The sequence below is a fragment of the Sporosarcina jeotgali genome (genome assembly GCF_033304595.1).
Lineage (GTDB): Bacteria > Bacillota > Bacilli > Bacillales_A > Planococcaceae > Sporosarcina > Sporosarcina jeotgali.
The window spans coordinates 2,121,111-2,147,330 of sequence record NZ_CP116341.1; the positions used below are offsets into that span (position 1 = coordinate 2,121,111).

Here is a 26,220-nt window from a genome sequence, read left to right on the forward strand (position 1 = left end):
TAAACGATCCAATTTTGTACAGTCAAAAGGCAGAGCGCATTTGCACTCTGCCTTTATATCGTTATCTCAAAGAATTGACGTTGTCATAAGAATCATGGACATGAAGAAAATCGTCATGTAATTGACCGAGTACAAAAACATCCACTGTGCCCATTTGTAATCATCTTTCATGAACAAACCAGCTATCGCCAGTAAGATGAAACCCATATTCATTGCTGTAACCAACAAGATGAATCCTGTGCCGAATGCTGCCAGGAAGAACGGCAACGGCAATAGACATGCACTATAGACAATCGACTGACGCTTGGTCATTGGGATACCTTTGACCACCGGCAGCATTGCAACGCCTGCTGCACGGTATTCATCCACTTTCTTGATAGCAATTGCAAATGTGTGAGGCATCTGCCAAATGAACAATACAATTGCCAATACAATCGGTACCATATGGTAAGACGGCCCCACTGCTGCCCATCCGATCAGTGGAGTGACTGCACCGGATACACTCCCGATAACGGTATTGAGCGTGTACTTCCGCTTTGACCACATTGTATAGAGGACGACATACGTGAACCAGCCTATAAACCCATAGATCGCTGCGCTTGGTGATGCGGCATATAACAAGATCACCCCTAATACGGATAATCCGATCCCTATTTTCAGGATAGTCTCCATAGATATATTCCCTGTTACAGTCGGCCGTTTTTGAGTGCGCGCCATTACTCGGTCCAGGTCCACTTCATACCAGTTATTTAACGTAAGTGCCCCAGCCATTAACATGGTACTGCCTGCCATTGTTAAGAAGAAAAGTGAAATGTATTCCGCAAATGTGCCGCCATAGAAATAGATAGCAAGCCAGAACCCTGCAAAGACAGGAAGAATGTTTGCAATTAGCACGGGGCCTTTAAATAAATATTTCAAGTCATTAGCAAGCGTTGACGCATGCTGTTCTTTTTCGTGCGTTCGCTCCATTGTTTTTTGCATAAGTTCGCATCCTTTAAAGAATGATAAGAAGTTTAAAGACATATTTCCTTCATACTACTATATCATCATTCAGACACAAACAGAAAGACCTGAAATGAAGAAAATGTGACATTTCTCTAGAATCCCTCTGCCTTCAAGGGGTTTGAAATATATTCCAATTTTTTAACGATAACTATACGTTACTGTGACAGTTGCTTGGATTTCTAATGTCCCCGGTTCAATTCCAGGAGCTGCACTCATCTTTGCCATTTGAATTGGATACGGCATCACACTATTTCCTGCCTCTTCTTGGATGTGCAAAGGTACCTGATTAAGCACTACTTCTGCCTCATGCGCAAGCGCCTTTGCATGTGTTTGAGCATTTTGCACAGCTTTACTTAACGCGTGCTCATAAAGCTCTGAGGAATTTGAAATGCCGAACTGTACGGCAGATACTTCTGTTGCACTAGACTGCACTGCAGCATCGATGATTTCTCCAATCTTAGAAATATCTTTTACAGTCACATGCAGCTGGTGCTGGACTTCGTAATTACGAAAACGCTGCTGTCCATCAATGTAATCATATTGAGGAGAAACTGAAAAATGAGAAGTTTGAATTTCACTCTGCTGTATTCCGAGTGCTGTAAGCCGATCCACTACAGACTTAGAACGTTCAGTATTTTCTGCCTGAGCATCTGTTAGTTGTTCTGCATGTGTCGTAATTCCAATTTGTATCGTACCTTGATCTGGTTCGGCATGAATTGCTCCATTTCCCGTAACAATCATAGTCTGACGCTGCTCACACATTTGCCTTCACCCTTTCGTTGACTTTGCTTACCTGTTCCCGCTGCCTTCCTATCTTATTCATCTATAGTACAATCCGATTTCCCCATTCAAACAATTGACTGGCAAAAAAACTTAAGAAAAGCGGGTCGCACAACAAGCTTTTTCATCGTGCAGGATACGTTGTCCTCAATTTTGGGTATAGAACGCATAAGTACTACTGCACTTATTATTGACTACAAGGAGTTATGCTTATGAAATGGCGCGGACGAAGAGAAAGTACAAACGTAGAAGATCGGAGAGGTAAAGGCAGTACAGCTATTGTCGGCGGCGGCATCGGCACCGTCGTCATAGCCTTGGTTGTTTTGTTCCTGGGCGGTGATCCATCCGAATTGCTAGGTTCGATAACCGGAGGAGACACAACTCAAAACCAGCCCTACGAAGAAACAGCAGAAGAACGCGAGCTGGCAGACTTTGTGTCAGTTGTGCTTGCGGACACAGAAGATGTATGGTCTGAAGTATTTGCCGAAGAAGGCATGACTTATGAAGACCCGAAATTGGTCATGTATACGGGCAGCGTCCAATCTGCTTGCGGATCCGCAAGTTCAGCAGTCGGACCTTTCTACTGTCCAGGTGACGAAAAGCTTTATATCGATTTAAGTTTTTACGATGAACTAAAAACAAATTTCAAAGCCCCTGGTGACTTTGCGATGGCTTACGTTATTGCCCACGAGGTCGGGCACCACGTACAAAAACAGCTTGGCACAAGTGATAAGATGAATGCACTGCGTAACCGTTTAAGCAAAGAAGAATATAACAAGTACTCCGTAAGACTCGAATTACAAGCCGATTACTATGCGGGAGTATGGGCAGGCCGGGCAAAACAAATGGATTTACTCGAAAAAGGTGATTTGCAAGAAGCCTTGACTGCAGCAAGCGCGGTTGGTGACGATACCATTCAAAAACGTTCTCAAGGATATGTGGTTCCGGAAAGCTTCACACACGGTACTTCTAAACAGCGCCAAGATTGGTTTTATAAAGGCTTTGAAACCGGAACAATCGAAGGCGGCAATACATTTGCAGGATTGAATTTCTGAATCGAAAACTAAAAAAACGTTCGAACCAGTCAATCCAAGGACTGGTTCGAACGTTTTTTTAGCGACTCGGTCTGACGATGTGTGCATATGGATTCGGCTTCTCATCCAGTAAATCCTGAATAATTGCAGCACCGGCCATTGAATAGCAAGTTCCATTCCCTTCAAATCCAAGCAAGTAATAGACATTGTCGTGTTGAGACGAGGCTCCCATAAATGGCAGTCCATCTTTAGAGATGCCAAATAAGGAATTCCACGCATCGTCAATCTCTACATCCAGCTTTGGAAACATTTCTTTTATTTCATCTAAAATTTCCTGGCCTTTTTGCTGAATCAATTCAGGATCATCGTGCAAATCACTCGATTCTTCGTCTAGACCTCCTGCAATCATTCTGCCGCCAGGGGCCGTTCGGAAATATAAGTATGGCTTTTTGGTTTCCCAAACCATGACATTATCTTTCCACAACTCCCCTTTGATCGGTTTTGTCGCAATTGCAAAGGTCTGATTGATCTGCGCTTTTCCATTCAGTTCGCTGTACAGGTTACTGTACCCCGTCGCAATGATTAATGAGTCGAAGGTAATCTGAGCGCCTGTTTCTGTTAAGACCGATGTATCGTTCAAGGAATCCATGTCTATTGAAGTATGCTCAAAATAAGTCACACCCATTTTCAAATTTTCCTCTGTTAGTGCTTGGATGAATTGATAAGGATTCACTTCAGCATCGTGCCATGTTCTCAAGGCTGCCGGTTTATCGATCTCATATTGCTCCAATAACTGAGTATGATTCAAATACTCCGCTGGAAAATTGTATTTATTTAAGAAGCCATATTCTCTTTTTAATTTATCCGCATCATTCTGTGTTGAAGCATAATAAATACTATCACGTAACCGATATCCGGTCGTTTCCGGTAATTTAGATGCAATCTCTGTTAACTGATTCATCGATTCCAGACACATTTTGTAGAACAGAACGGCATCCTCTTCACCAATCCTATCTACAAATTCTGAGAGCATCGTATCACTGGCATATTGAAGAAGTCCCGTATTTGCAGAACTGCTCCCTCTTCCAACTTCAGCACGATCGATAACAGTTACACGCTTACCGGATTCCGCCAATTTACAGGCTGCTAATGTCCCGGACATGCCTCCGCCTATTATCAAAATTTCTGTGGTATGATTTTCATTCAGTAGTGGAAAATGAGCAGCTGGTGCCGCTGTTTTATCCCAATACGTTTGTCCTGTTGTCAGTTTCATAGCTATCTTCCTCTCGTATCACGTTCATCTCTATCGACTATTCCCTTTAATAGAGCTGTCGCAAACCAGGAAAGAAAATGATTTAGTTTTGTGTTTTTTTCCGCAAGGACAATTGCTCTATGATAATTGCGACAACCGTTCCTGTGATTAACCCATTAGATAGTACAGAAGCCAGAACTGCAGGCAATTGCGCAAAGCTCGCGGAAGGAACAAACATAATTCCTACGCCAGTCATTAACCCAATGGCAACTGCTTTTCTCGCGCGTTCTTTCTCTTCGTCCTCGTCCAATTCTGAAAACGCCATAGATACCATCTTCGTAAAAATTGCAAACGTAACGGCATACGCAACTGGTGCGGGCAGTGCTGCAAATACAGCCATAATTGCTGGGAAAAACGTTATTACAACAATCAGAGCACTTCCGACGATGAACGGCAGCATCGTGGCCATGCCCGTTGTTGAAACAAAACCTGCAGCGCCTGAAATCGGTACTGGACCAATGGCTGAAAAAACACCGGATAATAAATGGTTAATACCTGATACAAATGAGCCTTGCCGCACACGATCTTCTACTTGCATGGAAAACTTCTGTTTAAGCAAGTTTTCCATTACACGGATGGATGCCAGCATATTCGCAATTAACAATAGAGTTATGAATACCGCTGTCACCGCAACTCCACCATCCCAAACTGGCGGTCCATAGACAAACATTTTTGGCAGTTCAATAATTTGACCTGTTCCCATTTCAACACGGGGTGCCCTTCCAATCACTGCAAAAATCCCCCATCCTGCAACAATGGATAACAATACGGCGTATTTGGAAACCCATTCTCTTTTGTTCCCCATCGCAACAAATGTGAGGATTAACACGAGTAAACTTCCCGCTGCAACTCGCAGGTCAATTACGTCTTCTGCAGTTTCCACGCCCGCCATGCCTTTGATAAACGTTCCGCTCAATTGCAATATGAGCAACATTAAATACGTAAAAGTAATTGCGGGTGTAAACAATTTTTTCATTTTCGTAATGACACCTGCTGCTGCGAGAATAATGAATAATACTCCACTGTAAAGCATACCGCTTTGAAGTGCTTGCAGCGCATCGTGAGGAGTACTGTAAAACACGCCGACCATTCCTGCGTAGACAACGAAAATACCCCACCATAAACCGGCTGGTCCTTCATTGATTGGCAATTTGTGCCCCAGAAATGCTTGCAAAAGACAAGCAACACCTAATACAAAGATAGTCCGTTGCAAGAACAGAGCGGTATCCCCTGAATCCATGCCGAATACATGAGCAATCGCAATGGGTGCAGCAATTGAAGATGCCATTAAAAATACAGCCCATTGTATGCCTCCTGCCAGTTGTTTCATCTATAATTCCTCCAATAATTCCGCTCGAATTTTTCGTTTATCAGTATACCATGCAATTTATCATTATGTTCGGTACACTTTATATAGCCATATGACCTGACCGCTTAAAGCGCAGCTGTTATGGGTACAAGATAGGTATAGAACGATCGAGAGAGGATGGTTGCTCATGGGATCCCAATTTGACGAAATGCGTCAGCGGCTTCAGCATATCGGAAATTTATCTAACTATATTGAAGAGCTATTTACAAAACTGCCCGGTAATTTAATTTCCGAAAAACAACGGAAGAAAATGATGGAAATCATGATGGACGATGACGAACTGCAAAACCTGCTGGAAGGACTCAAAAATCCACGCCCTCCGCGTTTTGTATTAGTCGGGAGAACAGGTGTCGGAAAAAGCAGTCTTATTAATGCTCTGAGCGGCCGGTATCTAGCTGAAGTGAGTGAAGTGGAGATCGGCACGAAAGAGGCAAAGCGGTACGCCTATGAAGCAGATGGACATGTGTACTTTGAAGTAATTGACACTCGAGGAATTGGTGAATCGGAAACGTTCGATACGAAAGCTGAGGATACATTAAAAGATGTCATTCAATCATTCAAGCCGGATGCTGTTCTGTTTTTACAAAAGGCAACGGAACGGGCACATATCGATAAAGACGTGGCGGTCACTAAAAAGATTATGAAAAAGGCAGCAGAAGGGCTTCCACTGGTTGCCGTCATCACCCAAGTGGATGATTTGAATCCCTCCCGCGTGAAAGAACCTGGAAACTATCCATCCGCAAAAGTTCAATTGATCACTGATAAAACAGAACAGCTGAAACGAATTTTTGAACAGCATAACTTGGAAGCGTCTGCGTTTCTGCCCGTTTCTTCATATATTGAATGGTCGGATGATGAAGACACTAACCGCGCAATTGAATTTGATGGACGGTATGGAATTGAGGAACTCATCGATTTTTTAGAAGACAGCCTGGACGTTCGGGCAGCCATTCATCTAGGGTTATCGATTCGACTGAACACCATTTCTGAACGAATTGCCCATCGTTTCATAAAAGTCTTCACTGCATTAGCCGGAACAGTCGCATTGAGTCCCCTAATTGCGACAGACATCGCTGTTTTATTGGCATTGCAGTCTATTTTACTAATGATTATCGCTTACCTTTCAGGACGTGAACTGGACTTTAAAACCGCACGGGAAGTTCTTGTTTCTTTAGGCGGGATTGGTGCAACCGGTTTTACGCTGCGCATGATTGCCCAGCAAGGAAGTAAGTTTGCAAACCTTGTCATTCCAGGGGCAGGTTCTGCGATTAGCGCGAGTATTGCAAGCGGCGGTACGTATGCAATTGGAAAAGCCGCTGTTGCTTACTTTTTAAGCGGAGCTGATGAAAAAGAGTTAAAAGCGATTGTAAAAAAGGCACGTACCGAATATGAAGAAGATATGATCGAGTAGGAGGGAGTGATTAACTCCCGACCTCTCACACCACCGTACGTACCGTTCGGTATACGGCGGTTCAATTAAGATTGCTGACGCAAAGTTTCGTAACGAGATATTAGACTTTTGAGCCCTTGGGAACTCCAGTAGGAGTTCCCAAGGGTTCTGTGTAGTATTGGGCTTTTAGAAATTCTCCAGTAACTTTTCCGAGAGTTCCCCCATTCATAAGCTTTCCCTTTCGGGGCACCTAATCCTACGAGTTTCCTCACTTTAGTGCTGGGTTTCTTCCAATCCTTCCACATACACATGCGTAGTCTTCTTCGAATCCACGAATCGAATTTAGTAAACACACTTGGCGTATCTGCCAGAGCGAAATATCCACACCATCCCATCAGATATTGGTTGAGTTTCTTCATCCGATACTCTAACGAGTAAGGTTTCTTCCGAGAAGTAATCTCACGGATTTTATTCTTCATCCGTTTAACACTTTCTTTGGCAATACGAACTTTAGGTTCTTTACCAACGGTGAAGCTGAAACCAAGAAATTTCCTCTTCCAGGGACGGTCAACTGCGGATTTATTTCCATTCACTTTCAACTTCAGTTTCGCTTCAATAAATGAAGTCACAGAGTTCATCACCCGACGCCCTGCTTTCTCTGTTTTCACATAGATATTACAGTCATCGGCATAACGGACGAATAGGTGACCCCTTCTTTCTAATTCTTTGTCTAATTCATCTAAGACTATATTAGAAAGTAGAGGACTAAGTGGACCACCTTGTGGTGTCCCTTCTTCACTATTCGTCACCACGCCATGTATCATGATGCCTGACTTCAGATATTTACGGATTAACTTCAGTAAACGTTTATCTTGAATCCGTTTCGCCAGTGTCCCCATGAGTCGATCATGGTTCACTTTATCGAAGAATTTCTCCAAGTCTATATCGACTACCCAGCGATTTCCTTCTGTTAAGTATCCTTTCGCCTTTCTTACCGCGTCATGGGCGCTTCGTTTTGGACGAAAGCCATAGCTATGGTCTGAAAACGTTGGGTCATATAACGAAGTGAGAATTTGGGCAATCGCTTGTTGAATGAGCCGGTCTATCACAGTAGGGATGCCTAATAATCGCACGCCACCGTCAGGTTTCGGGATTTCGACCCTGCGGACTGGTTGCGGTTCATAAGTTCCCTCTAACAGTTCCATTTTCATGGACTCCCAATGCTTCACGATATGCGTTCGTAGGTTTTGTACGGGCATTTCATCCACGCCATGGCTACCTTTATTTCGCTCTACCCTTTTTAGGGCAGAAAGTAGATTTTCCCGTGATAGTATCTGCTCCATCAACATTCGTCACGCCTCTTTCCGTGAACAACGGTTCTTCTTATGCCAGTTCTGCTCTACCATCTTGAAGTCCCCCATGGAATTCACCATATCCTCCTTCAAGTATGCCTTTACGGTTATCTGTGTTCATCGCAGTTTACTGAATGCCAAGATGTTGTTCTCTCTTAATCGTTCAGCCCTTCCCATTCCTCTCGAGTCAGAATGGTACTATGGCTTCTGCTGACTTCTGACTGTTCAGCTATCCATCACTGGATAGGTTATCAAGAGTACTTGACGTATCAGTCAGACCTCCCCAGGTAAGAACGTAATCTTTCCCTCCACCTATCTGCTTCATCTACTCCGTACAACCTTCGGTAGAAAGGGCTTTGTTTTGTTTAGCAAACTCACCCAATTGTACTTAGCCTTATATGAAGTTCGTGTTCCTCAGATCAGAGGTTTGCCGCTCGCTTCCTTCAGATTCCACGTCACCATGGACACCCTTGCGTTAAGCTAACTGTTACTTCTACCTTCACAGTTCGGGACTTGCACCCTATAGATTACGCCCATGCTGGGCACACTAAAAAAGGATGAGCATTGGGCTCATCCTTTTCTTTGTTAAAACGTAATGGTTTGGGGCTCTTCCCCTTTTTTGTTCATCACCCGTATTGAATCAGGGGATACTTTTAAAATGACTAAATTCGGATCTTCCGGTCCATCAAACCAAGGTTTCATATGTTCGTTCCAAATCTTTTCTTTTAAACGCTCTTCATCTGTAATTGTGACCGTACCTGAAATTTCTAAGAAGGCATCTCCATATCCTTCATCATTGTATCCAAGTAAAATATGTGTGTTTGGATTCTTTTCAAGCTCATCCACTTTTTCTGTCTTTTTAGATGTCGCTGTGTACAATGTAAAATCTTCATGATAAAACGTCATATATCTGCTGAAAGGCTTGTTTGCCTCTACTGTTGACATCGTTCCGATATGACTTTTGTCCAAAATGTTTTGTGCAGTTTCTTTTGCATTCATGGTAACCTCTCCTTTTGTTCAATTAGATTTAGTCTTCCACTAACAGAACAAAACTAAACATGGAGCAGCAGCTGCTTTCATCCCTTAGCTGTTATTGCAGGAGTAGCAAGTGTAATGATATAACCGATAACAGCTCCGATAATTGCAGGAATCAGCCAGCCAATCTGCTGTTCATGCAGCGGTAAATGCTGCAGCACGTTAACTACTGGTTCGATGACAATCCCCCCGCCTGCAAGGCCGTCAAAAATGCTTACCAGTGCTGTTCCGATTAATGCCAGTGCATAAACAATGGGTCTTCTGCCGAATGCTTTATCAATAAAGGACAGCAGCATTAAAACGATAGCCAGCGGATAGATCATCAATAGAACTGGGATAGAAAGTGAAATTAGCTGAGTAAGACCAACGTTCGCAACAATCGTACTGAACACCGCAAAAATCACAACAAATTTCTTGTACGAAAGTGCGGGTACCACTTTCGAGAAAAATTGAGCACATGCGGAAACTAAACCAACTGATGTGGTCAAACAAGCGAAAAGAATTGTAATCGCTAAAATAATTGGACCAAAAGATCCGTATAACAGCTCAGAGGCAAGTGATAAAACAATACCCCCATTTTCTTGAAGCCCTATTGCTTCAAGGCTGGTAGCCCCTATAAACCCTAGAGATATGTAAACAAAACTCAAACCGATTGCAGCAATACTTCCTGCTACAATCATGGACTTCATGAGACCTTTTGACGTTTTTACACCTTCAGTTTGAATTGCCGTTGTGATAACACTTCCAAATATCAGTGCTGCAATGACATCCATTGTTAAATAGCCCTCAACAAAACTCTTAAAGAAAGGATGGGCGCCGAATGTTTGATCTGGAGGATTAATGGTTCCAATTGGATCTGCAAAGCTTTTGACAGCAAGGAGTGCGATTACTAAGAACAAAACCGGTGTTAAAAACTTGCCTATACGGTCAACTAGTTTTGCCGGGTTAAATGCCAGCCCTATAGTAATCGCAAAAAACAGAATACTGAACACAAGGAGCGGCCATTGCGCTGCAGCTATTTCGCCAGATAAAAATGGCGAGATTCCAATTTCATATGAAACAGTTGCGGTGCGTGGAATTCCAAAAAACGGACCAATCGCCAAATATACAATCATTGTAAAAACGAGGCCAAAAGCCGGGTGAACGCGATCAGCAATTGAGCGCAGGTCGCCTCCTGCATGTGCAATTGCCAAAATTGCCAATAACGGTAAGCCAACGCCTGTTATTAGAAAGCCGAACATCGCTATTGCAAGGTCACTTCCTGCTAATTGTCCTAATTTGGGAGGAAAAATAATATTTCCTGCACCAAGGAATAACGCAAAAAGCATTAAACCGATGATGAAATTCTTTTTAAACGTCAAAACGGATACATCTCCTCAAAAATCTTTAAATAAATGCATTAGCATTTATTTTCTCACTTTTAGCCTATCAAACATTCATCGATTTATAAAGGATTTTGTCGATAAACTTATGGGTATAGGTAATAAGAGGCCAAAAAGTTGCCTTCTTAATACAGGCTCTATAAAATACTCTATTGGCAAAACAATTACGGAGGTTTTTTGAAATGAAAAAGTTAGTCCTAGTAGGTGCGCTATCAATTCTGCTTGCGGGATGCGGGAATAATGGGCCTGCACAAGAATCGGATGCACCGGATGAAAGCGCAAAATCATTGGAAGAGAATTCAGTGAACACACCGCCTGAAGATAATAACGAAGCGGAAGAACAAGCTTCTGAAGGTGAATCCGATTCAAGCTTAAAATCTGAAGGCAATGAATTTGAATCCTACGAAGAATACAGTAAAATTGCTGAAGTTGCAAATGTAGATGGGCTTAAAGGAATTGTTGAAACCGACAATCCCGGAACCCGTGTTATTCTCTTCGAAGATGAAAAGCGGAAAAAAGATCGTTAAAAGCATCTATGTAAAAAAGGAAAACCGTTTGAAAGTGATTTCTTTAGATGACGACGGTTTGTTATATAATGACATTCTAAAATAACTCATAAAAAGCCCATTCGCTCTACAATTGCGAATGGGCTTTTTTGAATCTTATTTCAAATAACGTCTGGCTCCTGAAAATTCACTGCGATAAGGTTCTGCATCGATCGACAGGATTTCAACTGTTTTCTTTGGATTTGGTGAATGGATCATCTTCCCATTTCCGATATACATGCCTACATGATGGACGTTTCCTTTACCTTTGTTGTAAGCAAAGAACAAGAGGTCACCTGGCTGAAGTTCACTTTTTTTAACGAGGGCTCCGTGTGTCGCTTGCACACTTGCATCTCTAGGAATGTCGATGCCGTGTTGTCTATATACCGAGTATGTGAATCCTGAGCAATCCAAACCAAATCCAGAAGTGCCCGCCCACAGGTATGGCAATCCATTGAACTTTTTAGCAGTAGATAAAATTTCCTGTGTTGTAGGTAATGGAATTTTACTGCCTTTTTGAAGTACGTTGACGTCTTGTTTACGGACGTATTTGGCACCATCTGTCGACGTCTGAACTTTTATCCAATCCCTATTTTCTTCAAGAACCGGAAGAATCGTGTTGAAACTAATCTCCATGAAAGGTCTAGAAGCAGTTTCGTCGTGATACAAGTTCGCAATTGGCGCCTTCACCATTGCGGTTGCACATTGTCCATAGTCTGCAAACGACTCTTTAATATGAGACGCTGGAATCCACCCTGGATATCCTGCCTTATTTTTGGGTGAATACTGGTCTTTAACAGCTACTTGCACCCAATTTCCAGAAGTTTTAAGCACAGCTACTTCCTGTCCATAAAGAGCTTGCGTTTCTGTTTTACCAACTAACCATTGTTTTTGCGGAATCGTCATCGTTTTCGTCCATTTACGAATATCTGCTGGTACCGCAATTGCTGGTCTATCAATGACTCTAGCTGCATTAGGTGTTTTCCAGAGGGTTGTAACTGCAACAGCAACATGGGATGTCTTTTTCGAAACTGGATTAAAACATGTTAACGCTTCTTGGAATTCAGGATTTAGAATCCGTGCCAGGAAAATACCGAAATGGGCACGTGTTAACGTCATCGCGGGTTTGAATGTATGATCCGGATACCCGAATGTAATGTTGTTAGCGAATAGAATACTAATAGAAGGAGCTGCAAAACTTTTCACATTCACATCTGTAAACTGAAATGTATTCGTCTTTGGAGGCTGTTGCAAATCGAATGAACGAACTAAGATTGCCGCCATTTCAGCACGTGTCAACATTGCATTTGGATTAAATTCTTTTTTCAAATTACCTACCATTATGTTCTCGTCTACAACGGTTGCAATGATGTCATAGCCCGCAGATCTTTTTTTCACATCTGCTACCTGTGGGTCAGGACGGTTTGTTGTATCGAGTTTGAGTGCTCGAACAAGCATTGCAGAAGCTTCTAATCGTGTAATAGATTGATTGATACCATAAGCAACAGACGGACCCGAAGTCACAATGCCTTGTTCAGCTAGAAATTCAAGTTCAGCCTTTGCCGCATATTGGTCACCGACATCACTGAATATCTTTCCTGCCGAAGCTGGACTGGCAAGTGAAAATATAAGTGCAGCGATTAGAAACGGGAATAGTATTTTCTTGATCATTAAAAGCCTCCTGATAGGTTTTATACCTATACCGTACACGAACAGGAGGCTTCTGTATAGACATTTTTCAGAAAATAATCATTTGGTTATTCAGTCTAAAATTGCGAGAAGCCGATTCACTTCTCTTACTCCGATTTCCTGCCATTTTGATTTGTCTGGAATCCTTCCGTCTTTATCAAGCGGCTCCTGAAATTGGTTAAAGGTCGAAGTTAAAAGTGAGTTTTCTTCCGAGTCAAATCCCGTATTGACGACATGCTTTATGATGTAAGGAGTTTTAAACTGGATCGACGCATTGTCCTGATCCAGCATACCCGCGATGACGTCAAACGGTGCACGGATATAAATGGTCTCTCCTTCCTCCCGATTCAAGACTCTGTCAAAGTATCCGGTGTGGTAATCCCAGTTCCCTCCAAGATGATAGCCGGATTCTTCCAGTCGATTCTGCATGATACCAAATTGAGTTTTTCTGCCTTCAAGCCCTGTTTTTAAATGTATCATCATATGCACTCCTTTATTCAAAGATTACTCGTAGTATCACCTTTAGAAAGTGATTCATACTCATGATGGAATGCACAAAACAAACTGTGCTATAATCATTTTGTGACCAGGTATTGATACTGACTGCTAACTAAAAAAATAATATAGAACGATTTCAAGGGGGCCACTGAATTATGGAAGATTTACTGAAACTTAAAGGGAAAAATATTGTTGTGATGGGTGTTGCGAACGAGCGCAGCATTGCGTGGGGAATCGCTAAAACACTTTTTGATGTAGGTGCTAATGTTATTTTCACATACCGTAAAGAGCGTTCTCTAGCGAAACTTGAAAAGGCACTTGAAAAGAATGAATTGAATGCTCGTTTGGTTGCAGAGTGTGATGTAAATGAAGATGAAAGTATTCGTGCTGCGTTTGAAAAGATTGGTACTGAAGTCGGTGTAATCCATGGCGTTGTCCATTCTGTCGCATTTGCACACGCGGAAGATCTCCATAATGATTTTGTAGAAACATCACGTGACGGATATGCATTTGCACAAGATACGAGTTCGTATTCACTTGTTGCCACTGCTCGTGAGGCGCGCCGTTATATGACGGAGGGCGGTTCGATTATTACGATGAGCTATTTGGGAGCTGAACGAGTTCTGGACGGCTATAATGTGATGGGTGTTGCTAAAGCAGCGCTTGAGGCGTCTATGCGTTATTTAGCTCACGATCTCGGAAAAGAGAACATTCGTGTGAATGCGGTGTCTGCTGGAGCGGTTCGCACGTTGTCAGCAAAAGGTGTTCCATCGTTTAATACAATTCTTCATGAGATTGAAGAGAAAGCTCCGCTGCGCCGTAACATTACGTTGGAAGAAGTGGCGAAGATGAGTATGGTAATGTTGAGTGATTTGTCTAGTGGTGTGACGGGCGAAGTGGTTTATGTGGATGCCGGTTATAATATTATGGGGTAATTTAGAGATTAAAAAGGCTGTTCAGATGTCAGTTTTACTGATTTCTGGACAGCCTTTTTCTTGAAAAGAGTAAAATTAGAAGGTATTGATTTCCGTTACAGGTGGACGCGGGCCTGCAGGATGCAGGTCATGTAACCGTTGCCGCACGATGCGGCGAACTTAGGTTGTTTCCATTTGAAGTCCCGCAGGAGTCGCCGTCTTCCGCTTCAATCATCGGTGTGATGTAAGAATAATATCGTTCATCAGCTTGTGAAAGGAGACACCAGTTACTATACAACGGTTAAACTCAATAGCCTGCTTTCATAAACTTCTTTGTGCCTTTGTTTAGGATTTCGTCGTAGTCGATGTAGGCATATAGGTCATCGTCTAGTGAGTTGCTGAAGTTTTTTAGTTCTGCGATTGATAGTTCTTCGATGCCTTTTTTCTCTTGTTCGCAATAGATGATGAGGCGGCCTACGATGCTGTGGGCATCGCGGAACGGTGTGCCTTTGCTGACGAGGTAGTCGGCGACTTCAGTTGCGTTCAGGAAACCGGCTTTAACGGCGCTGCGCATTTGTTCCGCGTTCACTTGCATCGTGTCGATCATGCTGGACATGATGTCGATGCAATCGATGACGGTGTCCACTGCATCGAAGAATTGTTCTTTGTCTTCTTGCATGTCTTTGTTATAGGCAAGCGGCAGTCCTTTAAGGGTTGTTAATAATGCAAATAACGATCCATAAACACGACCTGTTTTTCCTCGGATCAGTTCAGCCGCGTCCGGATTCTTTTTCTGTGGCATAATGCTGCTGCCTGTTGAAAACGCATCGGACATTGTCACAAATTTAAATTCTTGGCTGCTCCAAAGAATCAGTTCTTCACTTAAGCGACTTAAGTGCATCATGATAATAGAAAAATCGGACATCAGTTCCAGCAGATAGTCTCTGTCACTTACACCATCGATATAATTGTCTACTGGCTTAGCGAAGTGAAGCAGTGCAGTGGTAACGTCACGATCGATTTCATGTGTTGTTCCTGCTAATGCACCGCAGCCCAGCGGGTTTTCATCCATAAGTTCTGCAGCGTTTTCAATTCGTTTCTTATCGCGTGAAAACATTTGGACATAAGCACCAATATGATGGCTGAACGTGATGACTTGAGCCCGTTGGAGATGTGTATATCCAGGCATAATGACATCATTTGCTTGTCCTTTTGCAGCTAAAGAATCCATTAGGTTTTGAAGCAGACCCGAGACTTCTTTTGCTTTAGCTTTTGCGTAGAGTCTCATATCGACTGCAACTTGGTCATTACGACTACGTGCAGTATGCAATTTCTTCCCCGTTTCTCCGATACGCTCTGTTAGCTGTACCTCAACGAACGAATGCACGTCTTCATAATTCCCTTCTACTAATAACTGTCCAGAAGCGATATCGTTTTGGATCTCTTCCAACCCATTAATGAGCAATTCTCCTTCTTCAGGTGTCAACAAATCACAGTGCACAAGCATAGCCACGTGTGCAAGACTTCCGGCGATATCCTGTTCGATCAGACGGTTATCTACTGGCAATGATGTATTAAATTGTTCCATGCGCTCGTGTTCTTTAGAAGAAAATCTTCCACCCCAAAGTTTCATGTAATTCATCCTCCATCGATATGTATAAATATTATAATATATGAATTATAATGCAATCGAGTCATTTTTGCAATCTTCTCTCTCAGCTTCTCAGCTTGTATTGCGTTTGTCAAAGAGGTATACTTATTAGTACGCAACTAATGTGAAGCGAGTGATAACTATGTATACTATGCTCTTTAATGGCCAATCCTATAAATTTTCAATCCAATCCCCTGACGTCTCTAAGTCAGGGGTTTTTGTTTCCTCTCTGCAACTTTATAAAATGGAGGTTATCCGCACATGACAAACACTGCACACTCCTTGTCTTCCATCATTGCCATCTGGGTTAGTCTTATTAGCAACATCTTTCTGACGATCATGAAAATCATTGTGGGTTATCTATTCCACAGTCCGGTTTTGCTGGCTGACGGATTTCACAACGCCGGAGATGTGGTCGCTTCAGCAGCAGCATTAACTTCCATGCGCTTTTCAAAACGTCCGCCAGATGAAGATCATCCATATGGACATGGGAAAGCAGAAGTTATCAGTTCTGCCCTCGTCGGACTTATTTTGGGCGCAGCTGCCATTTACATTGCAATAGAAGCGATTTTCGCGTTTTTTGAAGAGCCCCATAAAGCAAGCGTCCTTGCCTTAATCACCGCAATTATTTCAATGATTTGGAAGCAAGCCCTTTATTTCTATACGATGCGGATTGGAAGGAAAGAAAACAGTAAGGGTCTCATTGCAACGGCTTATGATCATTTAGCTGATGTGTATGCTTCCTTAGCAGCTGTTATCGGTATTGGCCTGGGATTAATCGGTTTTCACTTCGACATCCCTATTCTCTCGTATGGCGATCCGCTTGCTGGACTGATTGTCGCGATTCTCGTGATGCGGCTTGCGATTCATATCGGAAAAGAAGCACTGGATATTTTAATGGAAAAAACCGTCAGTGAAGAACGACTGCTGGCATTCAAACAATTAATCGAAGAAATCCCTGAAGTAAAACGGGTTGACCGGTTACGCGCGCGTGAGCACGGACATTACGTTCTTGTCGATATTCGTATCAGTATTCCTGCGGAGCTTACGATCCAACAAGGTCATGACGTAACGAGCGCACTAAGAAATGCCATCAAGCAAGCAAATCCTGATGTCGGTGAAGTCTTGATCCATGTGAATCCATGGTACGAAGAGATCGAGTGACTGTCGGTGTTCATATAAGGTATACTGGAGAGTATTGAAGGAGTTGGATTGAATGATTACTAAATGGATGAAAAATTATATTGCAGAACACGAATCGCAAGAAGGAATTCCGTTAAATCCACAGCAAAAAGAATTTCTAGAGAAGAAAGAGCTGCTTTCACCTGAAATGAAGATACTGGAAGCACCGGCTTTCTCACCGGTATATAGTCTATCGAACAAAGAAACAGATGAGCCTCTAGAAACACCTGCAAATACAGGCAGTCTCCCTGTATCATTTGTGAAGACTCAACCTGCATCTTATCTATTTGCCGAGGACCCATCATTTGCGGCAATTGGGATCGATGGAGTTGTTCTTGAAGTGGACGATGTCTTCGAAACCGTCACTGCACTATTCGGACTGCAGGTTCAGAAAAAGCATGGTGAATGGCTTAAAAAGTATATCGACGCACAACTTGGAACAGCACCTGGAACGCGCAGCCTGATGTTTTCTGCGGATGATGGACTATGGGACGTAAATATTGCACTTGACTATGTTGATGGTTTTTCCGAGAGTAACACATTCGACGAAACGCTTGCTCTTATGTACAAATTTGTGTTCACGATGCTCGTTGCATTAGAGGATGAAGCATAATCATGGATCAAGCGAAACATTTATATACGTTTAGCCGGCATGACGATGAGTACGAGTTATGCCGACTTGAAATGCGTTCTTTTTTTGAAACGGATACGGACGCGAATTTCATTAGCAGTAATGTGGAAATAGATCCGAGCAGAAGCGCATTCATGAAGGAACGACTTGACGTGTTAGCAGAATGCGATTCCATTGAAGAAGTCGCAACCTTCGTTTCTGCATTTGAAGAGGATGGACGCAGTTTCCTGATTCGCTGCCTCAATACGATGCCGCTTGGAGACACCGCTAAGATTGCCCATCCAGACCGCCGAAAGATTGAACGGCAACTTGGATTGGTAATGCCCGGCTACGCAGATTTAGCACAACCTGATATTTTGTATGGCATTGTTCAGCTTGACCAGAAATATCTTTTTGGCTATTTGTCAGAAAGTATTTCGGTATGGAGACAGCACGTGAAAAAGCCGGAAATGTATTCCACTGCACTCAGCACACGTGTCGCTCGAGCGGTTTCGAATATCGCCGTGCCGCATCCTGAAGGTATAAAAGCCATTGATCCTTGCTGCGGGATTGGCAACGTGCTGGTAGAAGCGATCTCTATGGGTATCGATATGGATGGCCGCGATATTAACCCGCTCGCTGTTCTGGGATCCCGGAAAAACCTTGAACACTTCGGACTAACAGGAACCGTAACGCCAGGTCCTATAGAAGAAGCACCAGGACATTATGACGCAGCCGTAATCGACATGCCGTATAACTTGTACACCCACGTCACCCGTGAGCAGCAGGCCTCTATTTTACAGGCTGCCCGCACATTGACAGACAAGCTCGTTATCGTGACGATTGAATCGATGGATGATCTGTTAGCTGAAGCTGGTTTTGAAATCCTGGATCGATGTATTGCGAAAAAAGCACACTTTGAGTGGGAAGTTGTTGTGTGCCGATAATGCAAAATACAGTATTACTATTAAGTAAATGTAAAAACGAGGGCACCTGACATTTCCAGGTGCCCTCGTTTTTTGTGTTATGAACGAGGAAATGATTCATTCACATTGAAATCCTTATCCACTAACGGCTTTCCATCCGGACCTTGCATAACTGTTAACCCTAAACCGTATCCAGCGCTGTGCGATAAATACAGCACGCCGGTCTGATTATCACGGATCACTTGAAATACTTCCATCTTCCCTTGCTTCTCAATCACTTCAAATCGTTACTCTTTCATTGTTTCACTCCCTTTCAATTACTTCAGCCAATGTCAGCAAAAGTTAGTTTATGTTTGTAGTCCATCTAATTCCATTGCTCCGCGCTTCAGCCATTTAGCCGTCAACGTATCTGCACGCATCATTTGTTCAGGTGTACCTTCAAAAAGTACATGCCCTCCTTTTTTCCCTCCTTCAGGCCCCATTTCAATGATCCAGTCACTGGCACCGATAAAGTCGAGATTGTGTTCGACGATTATTACAGAATTCCCTTTGTTTACAAGATTCTCGAAAACAGCTAATAGTTTGTCATTGTCCTTTGTGTGCAGCCCTAACGAAGGCTCGTCTAACAGATAAATCTGTCCTTCATTTTTCAAGTAACTTGCTAGTTTCAAACGCTGCACTTCGCCCCCGCTTAAGGAACTTGTTGTCTGCCCTAATGTTAAATACTCCAATCCAACATCTTTTAATGTATTTACCTTCTTCACGATTTTCGGCATGTCAAAATAGCTATTTGTTTCATCTATTGTGAGATCTAAAATCTCCACAATATTTTTACCTTCGTATTTATAAGAAAGTGCTTCGTCTGAATATCTCGTTCCGCCGCAAGCTTCACATGTAACGGTTACTGGATCCGCAAACGCGACATCCGGTGTTGTGACGCCTTTTCCGTCACATACCGGGCAGGCTCCTAATGAGTTAAAGCTGAATAATCCTGCTGGCTGTCCCGATGCTTTCGAGAAAATCTTACGGATATCATCCATGATCCCCATATAGGTAGCGAGCGTGGAACGGCTTGATGTTCCAATACTGCCCTGTCCAACTGCAATCGTCTCGGGATACTTTTGGGAGAAAGCTTCGAACATTAAAGAACTCTTCCCTGAACCAGAGACACCGCATACAGACACTAATACATTCTTAGGAATCTCCACACTAACATCTTTAAGGTTATTATTCGCAGCATTTTTTATTGAGAAATGACTCTCTGCCGCTCTTGGATTTTTATTTATCGCAGGCTTATGGTCCAGTCTAGTTATGCTTGAAGCATCTTTCAAACCTGACAATTCTCCTTGATAGATCACTTCCCCGCCTTGCACACCAGCTCCTGGTCCCATTTCTATTATTTCATCCGCCACTTTAATGACTGCTAGATTGTGTTCAATTACAACCACAGTATTATGATTCTCTTTTAAACTTTCCAGCATCTGCAGCAACATGCTGATTTCTTCGGGGTGAAGTCCGGCGCTTGGTTCATCAAAGATGTATGTGATGTTATTGAGACTGCTTCCTAAATGACGTGCAATTTTTACCCGCTGGGCTTCTCCGCCTGAAAGAGTACCCATTTTTCTTGATAAACTTAAATAACCTAAGCCTAAGTCTACAAGCTGCTGCACATTTGGAATTGCCTGCTGTGCAATGGACTTACCGACAGGGTCTTTAATTTTCTTCAGTTCGGTAAGTAATTCTGTCAGTTCTAACTGATCGTATTCTGCGATATTAAAACCGTTAATTTTACAATCCAGCACTTTTGGATTCAAGCCAGACCCATGGCAAGTCGGACATAATGTATGAGTAGACATGGCCAGGACATCTTCTTGTGAAGTTTGTTTTAACTTGGATACATCCCTATTTATATAAAGACGTGTAAATCTTGGCAGCAATCCATCCCATTCATGATCATGGGGGCCGTCTTTCGTATGGAATGGCGCAAATACGCGTTCACCTTCAGGGGGGCCATATACCAAAAGGTCATATTGTTCTTTTGAATAGTCTTTGATTGGCTTGTCGGGATCAAATAAACCGCCAGTCATCATCCAATTCCCTTGCCATCCTGACGGGGATAAAGGCTTAAATCGCACCGCATATTCTCGAAGTGACTTATCAAAGTCAATCATCTTATTCTTATCGGGGACAATCACTTCCCCATACCCGTTACATTCTGGACATTTGCCGAAGGAGCTCTGACTCGAAAAGTCAGTAGCCGATCCTATCGGCGGGCTTCCGATACGCGAGAATAAGAGCCGTATTAATGGATGAATATCCATATAAGTGCCGACTGTAGAACGAGAATTTCCGCCAACTGGCTTTTGTTCGACTACCACCACAGGACTCAAGTGCTGCATTAGATCCGCATGCGGCCGTTCATATCTCGGCATTTGGTTTCTGACGTACAGCGGATAGTTCATTGTCATTTGACGTCTGCTCTCCGTTGCTAATGTATCAAAGACCACTGAGCTTTTTCCTGAACCTGATAGTCCAGTAAACACATTAATCTTTTCTTTCGGTATGTTTAAATCAATATTTTTCAAATTATTTTCTCGCAGTCCTCGTAAAATGATCTCATCTTTATTTTTTTTCATAACAGAAACCTCCCTAATTCACCAATGTGTTAATTTCAGTTAAACTTTCATTGACGGTTTTTCATATTCAATGAAGGTAAACTTCTTCTAGTAAAGGGTTTCCCTTTTTTCAAGAAATCACACCGATAAAATAAATAACTGTTAGTTCATATTGTAAAGCGATCTTAATTTGCTTCTGGATTTCACTCAAATAAAAGTCCCCTTTGATAAGCTATCAAAGCGGACTTTTATTTGAGATTCAACTATTTACGTAATATTTTCTCCATGTTTTTCCCTTTAGCCAATTCATCAATCAGCTTATCTAAATAACGAATTTCCCGCATCGTCGGTTCTTCGATATCTTCAACTCTGACTCCGCAGACCACCCCTTTGATCAATGTACGAGATGGGTTAAGCTTTGGTGCATGAGCGAGGAACGTCTCAAAGTCTGTCTGATTCTCTAACTCCTTCTCTAACTCTTGTTGGCTGAATCCTGTCATCCAGCAAATGATTTCATCCACTTCTTCTTTTAAACGGCCTTTTCTCTCTGCCTTATTCACATACAGTGGATATACTTTTGCAAAACTCATCGTATAGATCTTATGGTTAGTCATTTAAATCTCTCCATTCTTTCCCTTGCAAAATATTGATTTCACACTTTTTCAGGGTCCCTCAACTGTCCTATTCTGAAAAACTCCCAGGCTCCGCAAATACACAATAAAACGCCAAAAATCGTAATAAAGACTACTGGCGAAATTATTTTAACAAAGCTAAAACCGATCATCATGAAGCCGACTATCAAATAATGATGAACGGCATGCAAATGGTACGTGTCTTGTTCAGAGTGCCATGCTCGGAAGTACCCTTGCAATAATCCAAGGGTAACCTGCAATGGCAGTACAATGTATGGAAGGTATTCATACGAATTTTTAATGAATCCTATCACAATGTACACGACTCCCATGCCTGCATATATCAAAAAAAGAAAGGAACGCTCTTTATTCTTTTTGGTCTGATAGATCCGGTACCCCCAAGCTGCTGCAAAAGAAAATGAAGCAAAGAACCAGGCAAACAATGTGAACGTTAACGATACTTGCTTCAGCCAAATTATATAGTAAGGGAAAATTACAACTTGCCCAACGGTGACAACAAGCGGTAAATACCTTGTACTGTTAAACTTCATAATGCGCACCTTCACTTTACGTAATACTCATAGAACATATTTTGGAAGACCTGATTTGGATCCTTCCGTAACTTTTCTTCCTGAAAGTCTTGCCAATTAGGATAGGAACTTTTAAATTGTTCTTTTGTCTGATATCGGTAATACGGCAAATAATAAGTTCCTCCATGCTCAAGTGTTAAATTAGTCCAACTTTGAATTAATGATTCAGCATTCGTAATATCTTCTTCTTTTAATCCATGCTGGATCAATACAACTAAACCTAACATGTCCTCTTTGGCATAGTTCAATGTCGTAAAGTTATCTTTAGCGGCGTATCGAACGGTTATATTATGAACTTTAAAATCATGACTTTTATCATCAGCCGGGATAATATCCTTTAAATCAGTTAAGTATTCATCATAGGATTCGACCGGAACAAAAAACTCTTGCAAAACTTCAACTCGCCCCGGCTTGGTGTATTCCATGAACGTGGATTCTGAACGCATCGCATTATTCCGGGTAATTTCTTTTCCATCGAGTGAAGCAATGTACCGCTTTTGAGTTGCCCAGAACAGGTTTTCTAAAGTTCCCCCTTTGCGACCTGCGTCGAGTGCCATCTTGGATATGCGAACACCTTCTTCTTTTTTCAGAACCGATTTATGATTTTTGTTTCCTGTGTGATCGTAATTGATAACAACCATTTCATCTAAAAACGAACTTGGTGCGACGCTCACTCTCGCATAGTGCATCGCTGTATCTGGTTGTTTTAAAACACGGTTAAAATAAGATTCGTATTCGTTTGTTTTCAGTTTTTCTGTATGGATTGTATACAAGTCATTATCCGTCAGTTCCAATGTCACTTCTAAAATTACACCGAACAGTCCATACCCACCAAACACGTATTTCATCCATTCATCCGGGTCATCCCGGTTTACGTTCTTTATCTTTCCTTCTGGAGTCAATAACGTCATTTCTTTTACCGTTTCCGCCATCGAGCCGAAACGGATATCACGGCCGTGCGCGTTTACGGAAAGCGAGCCGCCTATTGTAAAAATGGATTGGGATTGAGTCACTTTCAAGGCCAACCCGTGAGGCTGTATCGCTTCCTGAACATCCTCCCAGGTTGCGCCCGCTTCCACATGTATTGTTTTTTCCTGTTCATCAATATCCAGTATTCGGTTGAACGTCCTCATATCGAGAACGACACCATTTTTGTAATACGTATGACCGCCTTGCGAATGCTGTAATCCAGCAACCGAGATCTTCTTTCCATTCTCGTTAGCTTGTTTTACAATTCTTTGCAGATCATTTCGATTTTCCGCTGTAACGACGCGCTCAATGTGTTCCGGAAGCAGTCCCGTGTAGTCTGTAACTAAACTCCCTTGAGAGAGTCCATATTTTCTTTTCTCGATTGGAATGTTCCACATGACGACCGCTACAAAAATAAGAACCAGACACCCTAGAAACCAAGGTGTTTTCACAAGTTTTGATAAAGATTGCATATGAGCTCCCTTTTTATAGTTGTATTGTTAACTTGCAGTGCGATACTTTTAGTAGACAAGGCAGATGCAGGTAAGCATCATAACTTTTATAATTCCCCTCTAAAAAGGACACCTGCCCTATCTATTTTCGGTGTCCTATCTCAGGCTGAATAATTCAGTTCTCTCTGTGCATCCCGTAATTCTAACTCACTAATAAGTAGTAATAATATTTCGCATCGTGCAAAAAACGACTTAACTTAATTGCTGCTTCAAACGCAAAATAACATGCAAGTGAACTTGCAAGCACAATAGTCATGATACTGATGCCTTTCAGCAACTCTCTCTTTTTCTTGTATAAGACAGATGTAATTATAACTACTACTATTAAGTAAGAAAGTGCTATCACCAATGTGGCCAGTTCTAATTGGCTGTTGTTGACACTGTTCATGAACTTCTCTAGATCATTTTCATTTTTTGAATTCTCTTCCAGGAGCTGATGTTCTCCTTTATAACGAATATCCCAAGAGATTGTTTCTTCTTCTTTAACCACAATGTACTGATAGCCCATTGCTGCACCACTGCCAATAACTCCTGAGTACCCTTCTGCTTTCTCTTTTCCACCTGAAGTACAAGCAGTTAAAAGAAACACCGCAGTAAGTATCGTTAAAAGAAAAACCTTTTTCATTTGCACATTATCTCCTTTTCCCTATTCTAAAAAAGTTCCTCAGCCCTTGTCCCGCAGAAAGGAGAGATCATCACTTTCAAGTCTGCGCATTTCAAAATTCATGAAGTTTAACACCTGCTTTTTGTTTAAGTAACGATATGGATTCTCTCATTCCAAATTTATTTCTTTTGCAAAATAACCATGTTGTTGATTAGTAAGCTCTTTTGAAAGCCAAGTATGCTCCTAAAATTAAACCCAATACCGATAATCCATAAATAAATGATTTAATATCTGCAGGAATATCTAAGCCGGATGTAACCAATGCCAGCATAAGAGAACTAAGTGTTAATAAGTATGATTTGGATTTCACTTCGAACAATCCCTCTCTAATAGAAATTCCGCTGCAGTTCATCAAATAACATTGCCGATTCTGGCCAGATTCCTTTTAAAAGATTTTTTTCTTCCAGCTCATTGAGAAAATCATTTAGTTTTTGAAATCCCATTAAAATCCCCCCATAGAGGTTATTTTTATCTATAAGTTTGCTCAACAATTTCAATTCAAGTGTTATAGCCAAATGAAATGATCGATATCATTGCGAGCAAAGATGCAATGATAAAAATCTTACAAATTAAAGTTATAATTGCAGTTAAACTTTTAGGTATGTCAGTGCAATTTTTCCAAAAAAAGACAAACGACTGATTTCACATTTTATTTATTCCTGTTTAAAACGTTAAGAATAAATTCTTCTTTGTACTTTGTATAGTCGTTCATATCTCCTGTTTCATTTTTTATAAAGCTCAGTTTGATTCCTTCATATTCCTTTCTTAATTCTTCTGAGGAATTAAGTGCGTTGCGAAAAGAAATCAATTCGTTCCATTTTTCACCTTGGTAATCTATTAAATGAATAATGTGGGTCTTGATTTCAAATGTGTCGTCAGTGAACCTGGCTATAACTATCTCATTTTCAAGAACTGCACGAAGACGGTGGAAACCAATCCCCTTTAGCTTCTCAAAAATATAAGAAGGAACGTTTTTAATATCTTCTACGCCAACAGCAAAATCAATCATTGGTTTAGCTTTAATATCTTTAATTGCAGTGCTCCCTACATGCTCAATACATTCAACGTCTATTCCGGTTGCAGCATTTATTTCTTTTTGTGTTTTATAGAATTCATCTTTCCAACCTACTTGAGGGTTAACTAATTTTATTTCTCCTTGTTTCAACCCTAAAATCACACTGCATCCACCCCTGAATTTTAAGTAAGTTTTTGACAATGCCTTTTGTCCTGAAAAGGGAGCAAATCTTTGTTAAGAATTGCCCGTTAGCAGTTTATTCTTTGATCGGTCGAATGAGGTATGGAAAAACCCTCCTAATCAAGTCGTGCGTGTTAGCAATTAACATTTTGCTCTGCCTGCCTTGGTTCTTCGCAATAGTAAGTATATAGTTGCGATGGAAAACATCATGACGAAGGTGCTCAGCCAATTTAATGCGTCATTAGTAAGATATTTTAAAAGCATAACGCCTAAATAAAAGAAAATGAATAAAAGCACCACTATTGCCAGCTCTTTAAAAAACGCAGACTCCCTTTTATTCTGAGACATGTGAAACCATCTCCTTTTTTA

General features: G+C 41.8%; 24 protein-coding genes. 7 read left to right on the forward strand and 17 right to left on the reverse strand.

Annotated features, from left to right (window positions below):
• Positions 1-66 precede the first annotated feature (66 nt).
• On the reverse strand, positions 67-981 hold the full coding sequence (cyoE, locus tag PGH26_RS10455; protein ID WP_323691037.1) for a heme o synthase: 915 nt from the start codon (positions 979-981) through the stop codon (positions 67-69).
• Between the two features lie 162 nt (positions 982-1,143).
• The gene (locus PGH26_RS10460) at positions 1,144-1,767 is read right to left on the reverse strand and encodes an SIMPL domain-containing protein (RefSeq protein ID WP_323691038.1); all 624 of its coding nucleotides are present in this window, start codon (positions 1,765-1,767) and stop codon (positions 1,144-1,146) included.
• A 230-nt stretch (positions 1,768-1,997) separates the two neighbouring features.
• Between PGH26_RS10460 and ypfJ the strand changes: the two genes are divergently transcribed.
• Positions 1,998-2,840, forward strand: coding sequence for a KPN_02809 family neutral zinc metallopeptidase (gene ypfJ / locus PGH26_RS10465; RefSeq protein WP_323691039.1), 843 nt, complete (start codon positions 1,998-2,000; stop codon positions 2,838-2,840).
• Positions 2,841-2,898: 58 nt separating this feature from the next.
• Here the strand turns inward: ypfJ and PGH26_RS10470 are convergent, their stop codons facing one another.
• Both PGH26_RS10470 and PGH26_RS10475 read right to left on the reverse strand, forming a co-directional pair.
• Positions 2,899-4,092, reverse strand: a complete 1,194-nt coding sequence (locus tag PGH26_RS10470) for an NAD(P)/FAD-dependent oxidoreductase (RefSeq protein WP_323691040.1) — start codon at positions 4,090-4,092, stop codon at positions 2,899-2,901.
• Between the two features lie 82 nt (positions 4,093-4,174).
• On the reverse strand, positions 4,175-5,461 hold the full coding sequence (locus PGH26_RS10475; RefSeq protein ID WP_323691041.1) for a purine/pyrimidine permease: 1,287 nt from the start codon (positions 5,459-5,461) through the stop codon (positions 4,175-4,177).
• A gap of 166 nt (positions 5,462-5,627) precedes the next feature.
• On the opposite strand from PGH26_RS10475, the gene PGH26_RS10480 reads away from it, so the two are divergent.
• Positions 5,628-6,911, forward strand: coding sequence for a GTPase (locus PGH26_RS10480; RefSeq protein WP_323691042.1), 1,284 nt, complete (start codon positions 5,628-5,630; stop codon positions 6,909-6,911).
• A 65-nt stretch (positions 6,912-6,976) separates the two neighbouring features.
• Here the strand turns inward: PGH26_RS10480 and ltrA are convergent, their stop codons facing one another.
• From ltrA to brnQ, 3 genes are all read right to left on the reverse strand, one after another.
• The gene (ltrA, locus tag PGH26_RS10485) at positions 6,977-8,239 is read right to left on the reverse strand and encodes a group II intron reverse transcriptase/maturase (RefSeq protein WP_323691043.1); all 1,263 of its coding nucleotides are present in this window, start codon (positions 8,237-8,239) and stop codon (positions 6,977-6,979) included.
• 588 nt (positions 8,240-8,827) lie between these two features.
• Positions 8,828-9,241 carry a pyridoxamine 5'-phosphate oxidase family protein gene (locus tag PGH26_RS10490; RefSeq protein ID WP_323691044.1) on the reverse strand — a complete coding sequence of 138 codons (414 nt, stop codon included), beginning with the start codon at positions 9,239-9,241 and terminating at the stop codon, positions 8,828-8,830.
• A 77-nt stretch (positions 9,242-9,318) separates the two neighbouring features.
• Complete coding sequence (brnQ, locus tag PGH26_RS10495; RefSeq protein ID WP_323691045.1) at positions 9,319-10,638, reverse strand: branched-chain amino acid transport system II carrier protein; 1,320 nt, start codon at positions 10,636-10,638, stop codon at positions 9,319-9,321.
• A 203-nt stretch (positions 10,639-10,841) separates the two neighbouring features.
• Here brnQ and PGH26_RS10500 point away from each other — a divergent pair, with 203 nt between their 5' ends.
• The gene (locus PGH26_RS10500) at positions 10,842-11,186 is read left to right on the forward strand and encodes a hypothetical protein (protein WP_323691046.1); all 345 of its coding nucleotides are present in this window, start codon (positions 10,842-10,844) and stop codon (positions 11,184-11,186) included.
• 135 nt (positions 11,187-11,321) lie between these two features.
• On the opposite strand, the gene PGH26_RS10505 is transcribed toward PGH26_RS10500, so the two are convergent.
• On the reverse strand, positions 11,322-12,875 hold the full coding sequence (locus PGH26_RS10505) for an NlpC/P60 family protein (RefSeq protein ID WP_323691047.1): 1,554 nt from the start codon (positions 12,873-12,875) through the stop codon (positions 11,322-11,324).
• 90 nt (positions 12,876-12,965) lie between these two features.
• The gene (locus PGH26_RS10510) at positions 12,966-13,373 is read right to left on the reverse strand and encodes a YugN family protein (protein WP_323691048.1); all 408 of its coding nucleotides are present in this window, start codon (positions 13,371-13,373) and stop codon (positions 12,966-12,968) included.
• A 173-nt stretch (positions 13,374-13,546) separates the two neighbouring features.
• Here PGH26_RS10510 and fabI point away from each other — a divergent pair, with 173 nt between their 5' ends.
• Positions 13,547-14,326, forward strand: a complete 780-nt coding sequence (gene fabI / locus PGH26_RS10515) for an enoyl-ACP reductase FabI (RefSeq protein ID WP_323691049.1) — start codon at positions 13,547-13,549, stop codon at positions 14,324-14,326.
• Positions 14,327-14,612: 286 nt separating this feature from the next.
• Here fabI and argH read toward each other — a convergent pair whose 3' ends face one another.
• The gene (argH, locus tag PGH26_RS10520) at positions 14,613-15,938 is read right to left on the reverse strand and encodes an argininosuccinate lyase (RefSeq protein ID WP_323691050.1); all 1,326 of its coding nucleotides are present in this window, start codon (positions 15,936-15,938) and stop codon (positions 14,613-14,615) included.
• A gap of 279 nt (positions 15,939-16,217) precedes the next feature.
• Here argH and PGH26_RS10525 point away from each other — a divergent pair, with 279 nt between their 5' ends.
• The 3 genes from PGH26_RS10525 to PGH26_RS10535 are packed head-to-tail and all read left to right on the forward strand — an operon-like array spanning position 16,218 to position 18,695.
• Positions 16,218-17,120 carry a cation diffusion facilitator family transporter gene (locus PGH26_RS10525; protein WP_323691051.1) on the forward strand — a complete coding sequence of 301 codons (903 nt, stop codon included), beginning with the start codon at positions 16,218-16,220 and terminating at the stop codon, positions 17,118-17,120.
• 52 nt (positions 17,121-17,172) lie between these two features.
• Positions 17,173-17,751, forward strand: a complete 579-nt coding sequence (locus PGH26_RS10530) for a hypothetical protein (RefSeq protein ID WP_323691052.1) — start codon at positions 17,173-17,175, stop codon at positions 17,749-17,751.
• A gap of 2 nt (positions 17,752-17,753) precedes the next feature.
• Positions 17,754-18,695, forward strand: coding sequence for a TRM11 family SAM-dependent methyltransferase (locus PGH26_RS10535; protein ID WP_323691053.1), 942 nt, complete (start codon positions 17,754-17,756; stop codon positions 18,693-18,695).
• A gap of 77 nt (positions 18,696-18,772) precedes the next feature.
• On the opposite strand, the gene PGH26_RS10540 is transcribed toward PGH26_RS10535, so the two are convergent.
• The 7 genes from PGH26_RS10540 to PGH26_RS10570 all read right to left on the reverse strand — a co-directional run bounded on the left by PGH26_RS10540 (position 18,773) and on the right by PGH26_RS10570 (position 25,872).
• Positions 18,773-18,952: a DUF6440 family protein gene (locus tag PGH26_RS10540; protein WP_323691054.1), complete on the reverse strand. Its 180-nt coding sequence runs from the start codon at positions 18,950-18,952 to the stop codon at positions 18,773-18,775.
• A 69-nt stretch (positions 18,953-19,021) separates the two neighbouring features.
• On the reverse strand, positions 19,022-21,310 hold the full coding sequence (locus PGH26_RS10545; RefSeq protein WP_323691055.1) for an ATP-binding cassette domain-containing protein: 2,289 nt from the start codon (positions 21,308-21,310) through the stop codon (positions 19,022-19,024).
• A 242-nt stretch (positions 21,311-21,552) separates the two neighbouring features.
• Positions 21,553-21,903, reverse strand: coding sequence for a DUF2200 domain-containing protein (locus tag PGH26_RS10550; RefSeq protein WP_323691056.1), 351 nt, complete (start codon positions 21,901-21,903; stop codon positions 21,553-21,555).
• A gap of 38 nt (positions 21,904-21,941) precedes the next feature.
• Complete coding sequence (locus tag PGH26_RS10555; RefSeq protein ID WP_323691057.1) at positions 21,942-22,472, reverse strand: hypothetical protein; 531 nt, start codon at positions 22,470-22,472, stop codon at positions 21,942-21,944.
• Positions 22,473-22,483: 11 nt separating this feature from the next.
• Positions 22,484-23,953, reverse strand: coding sequence for an FAD-binding oxidoreductase (locus tag PGH26_RS10560; RefSeq protein ID WP_323691058.1), 1,470 nt, complete (start codon positions 23,951-23,953; stop codon positions 22,484-22,486).
• A gap of 181 nt (positions 23,954-24,134) precedes the next feature.
• The gene (locus PGH26_RS10565; RefSeq protein WP_323691059.1) at positions 24,135-24,617 is read right to left on the reverse strand and encodes a hypothetical protein; all 483 of its coding nucleotides are present in this window, start codon (positions 24,615-24,617) and stop codon (positions 24,135-24,137) included.
• A gap of 688 nt (positions 24,618-25,305) precedes the next feature.
• Entirely contained in the window at positions 25,306-25,872 is a 567-nt protein-coding gene (locus tag PGH26_RS10570) for a GrpB family protein (protein WP_323691060.1), read from the reverse strand.
• Between the last annotated feature and the right edge of the window lie 348 nt (positions 25,873-26,220).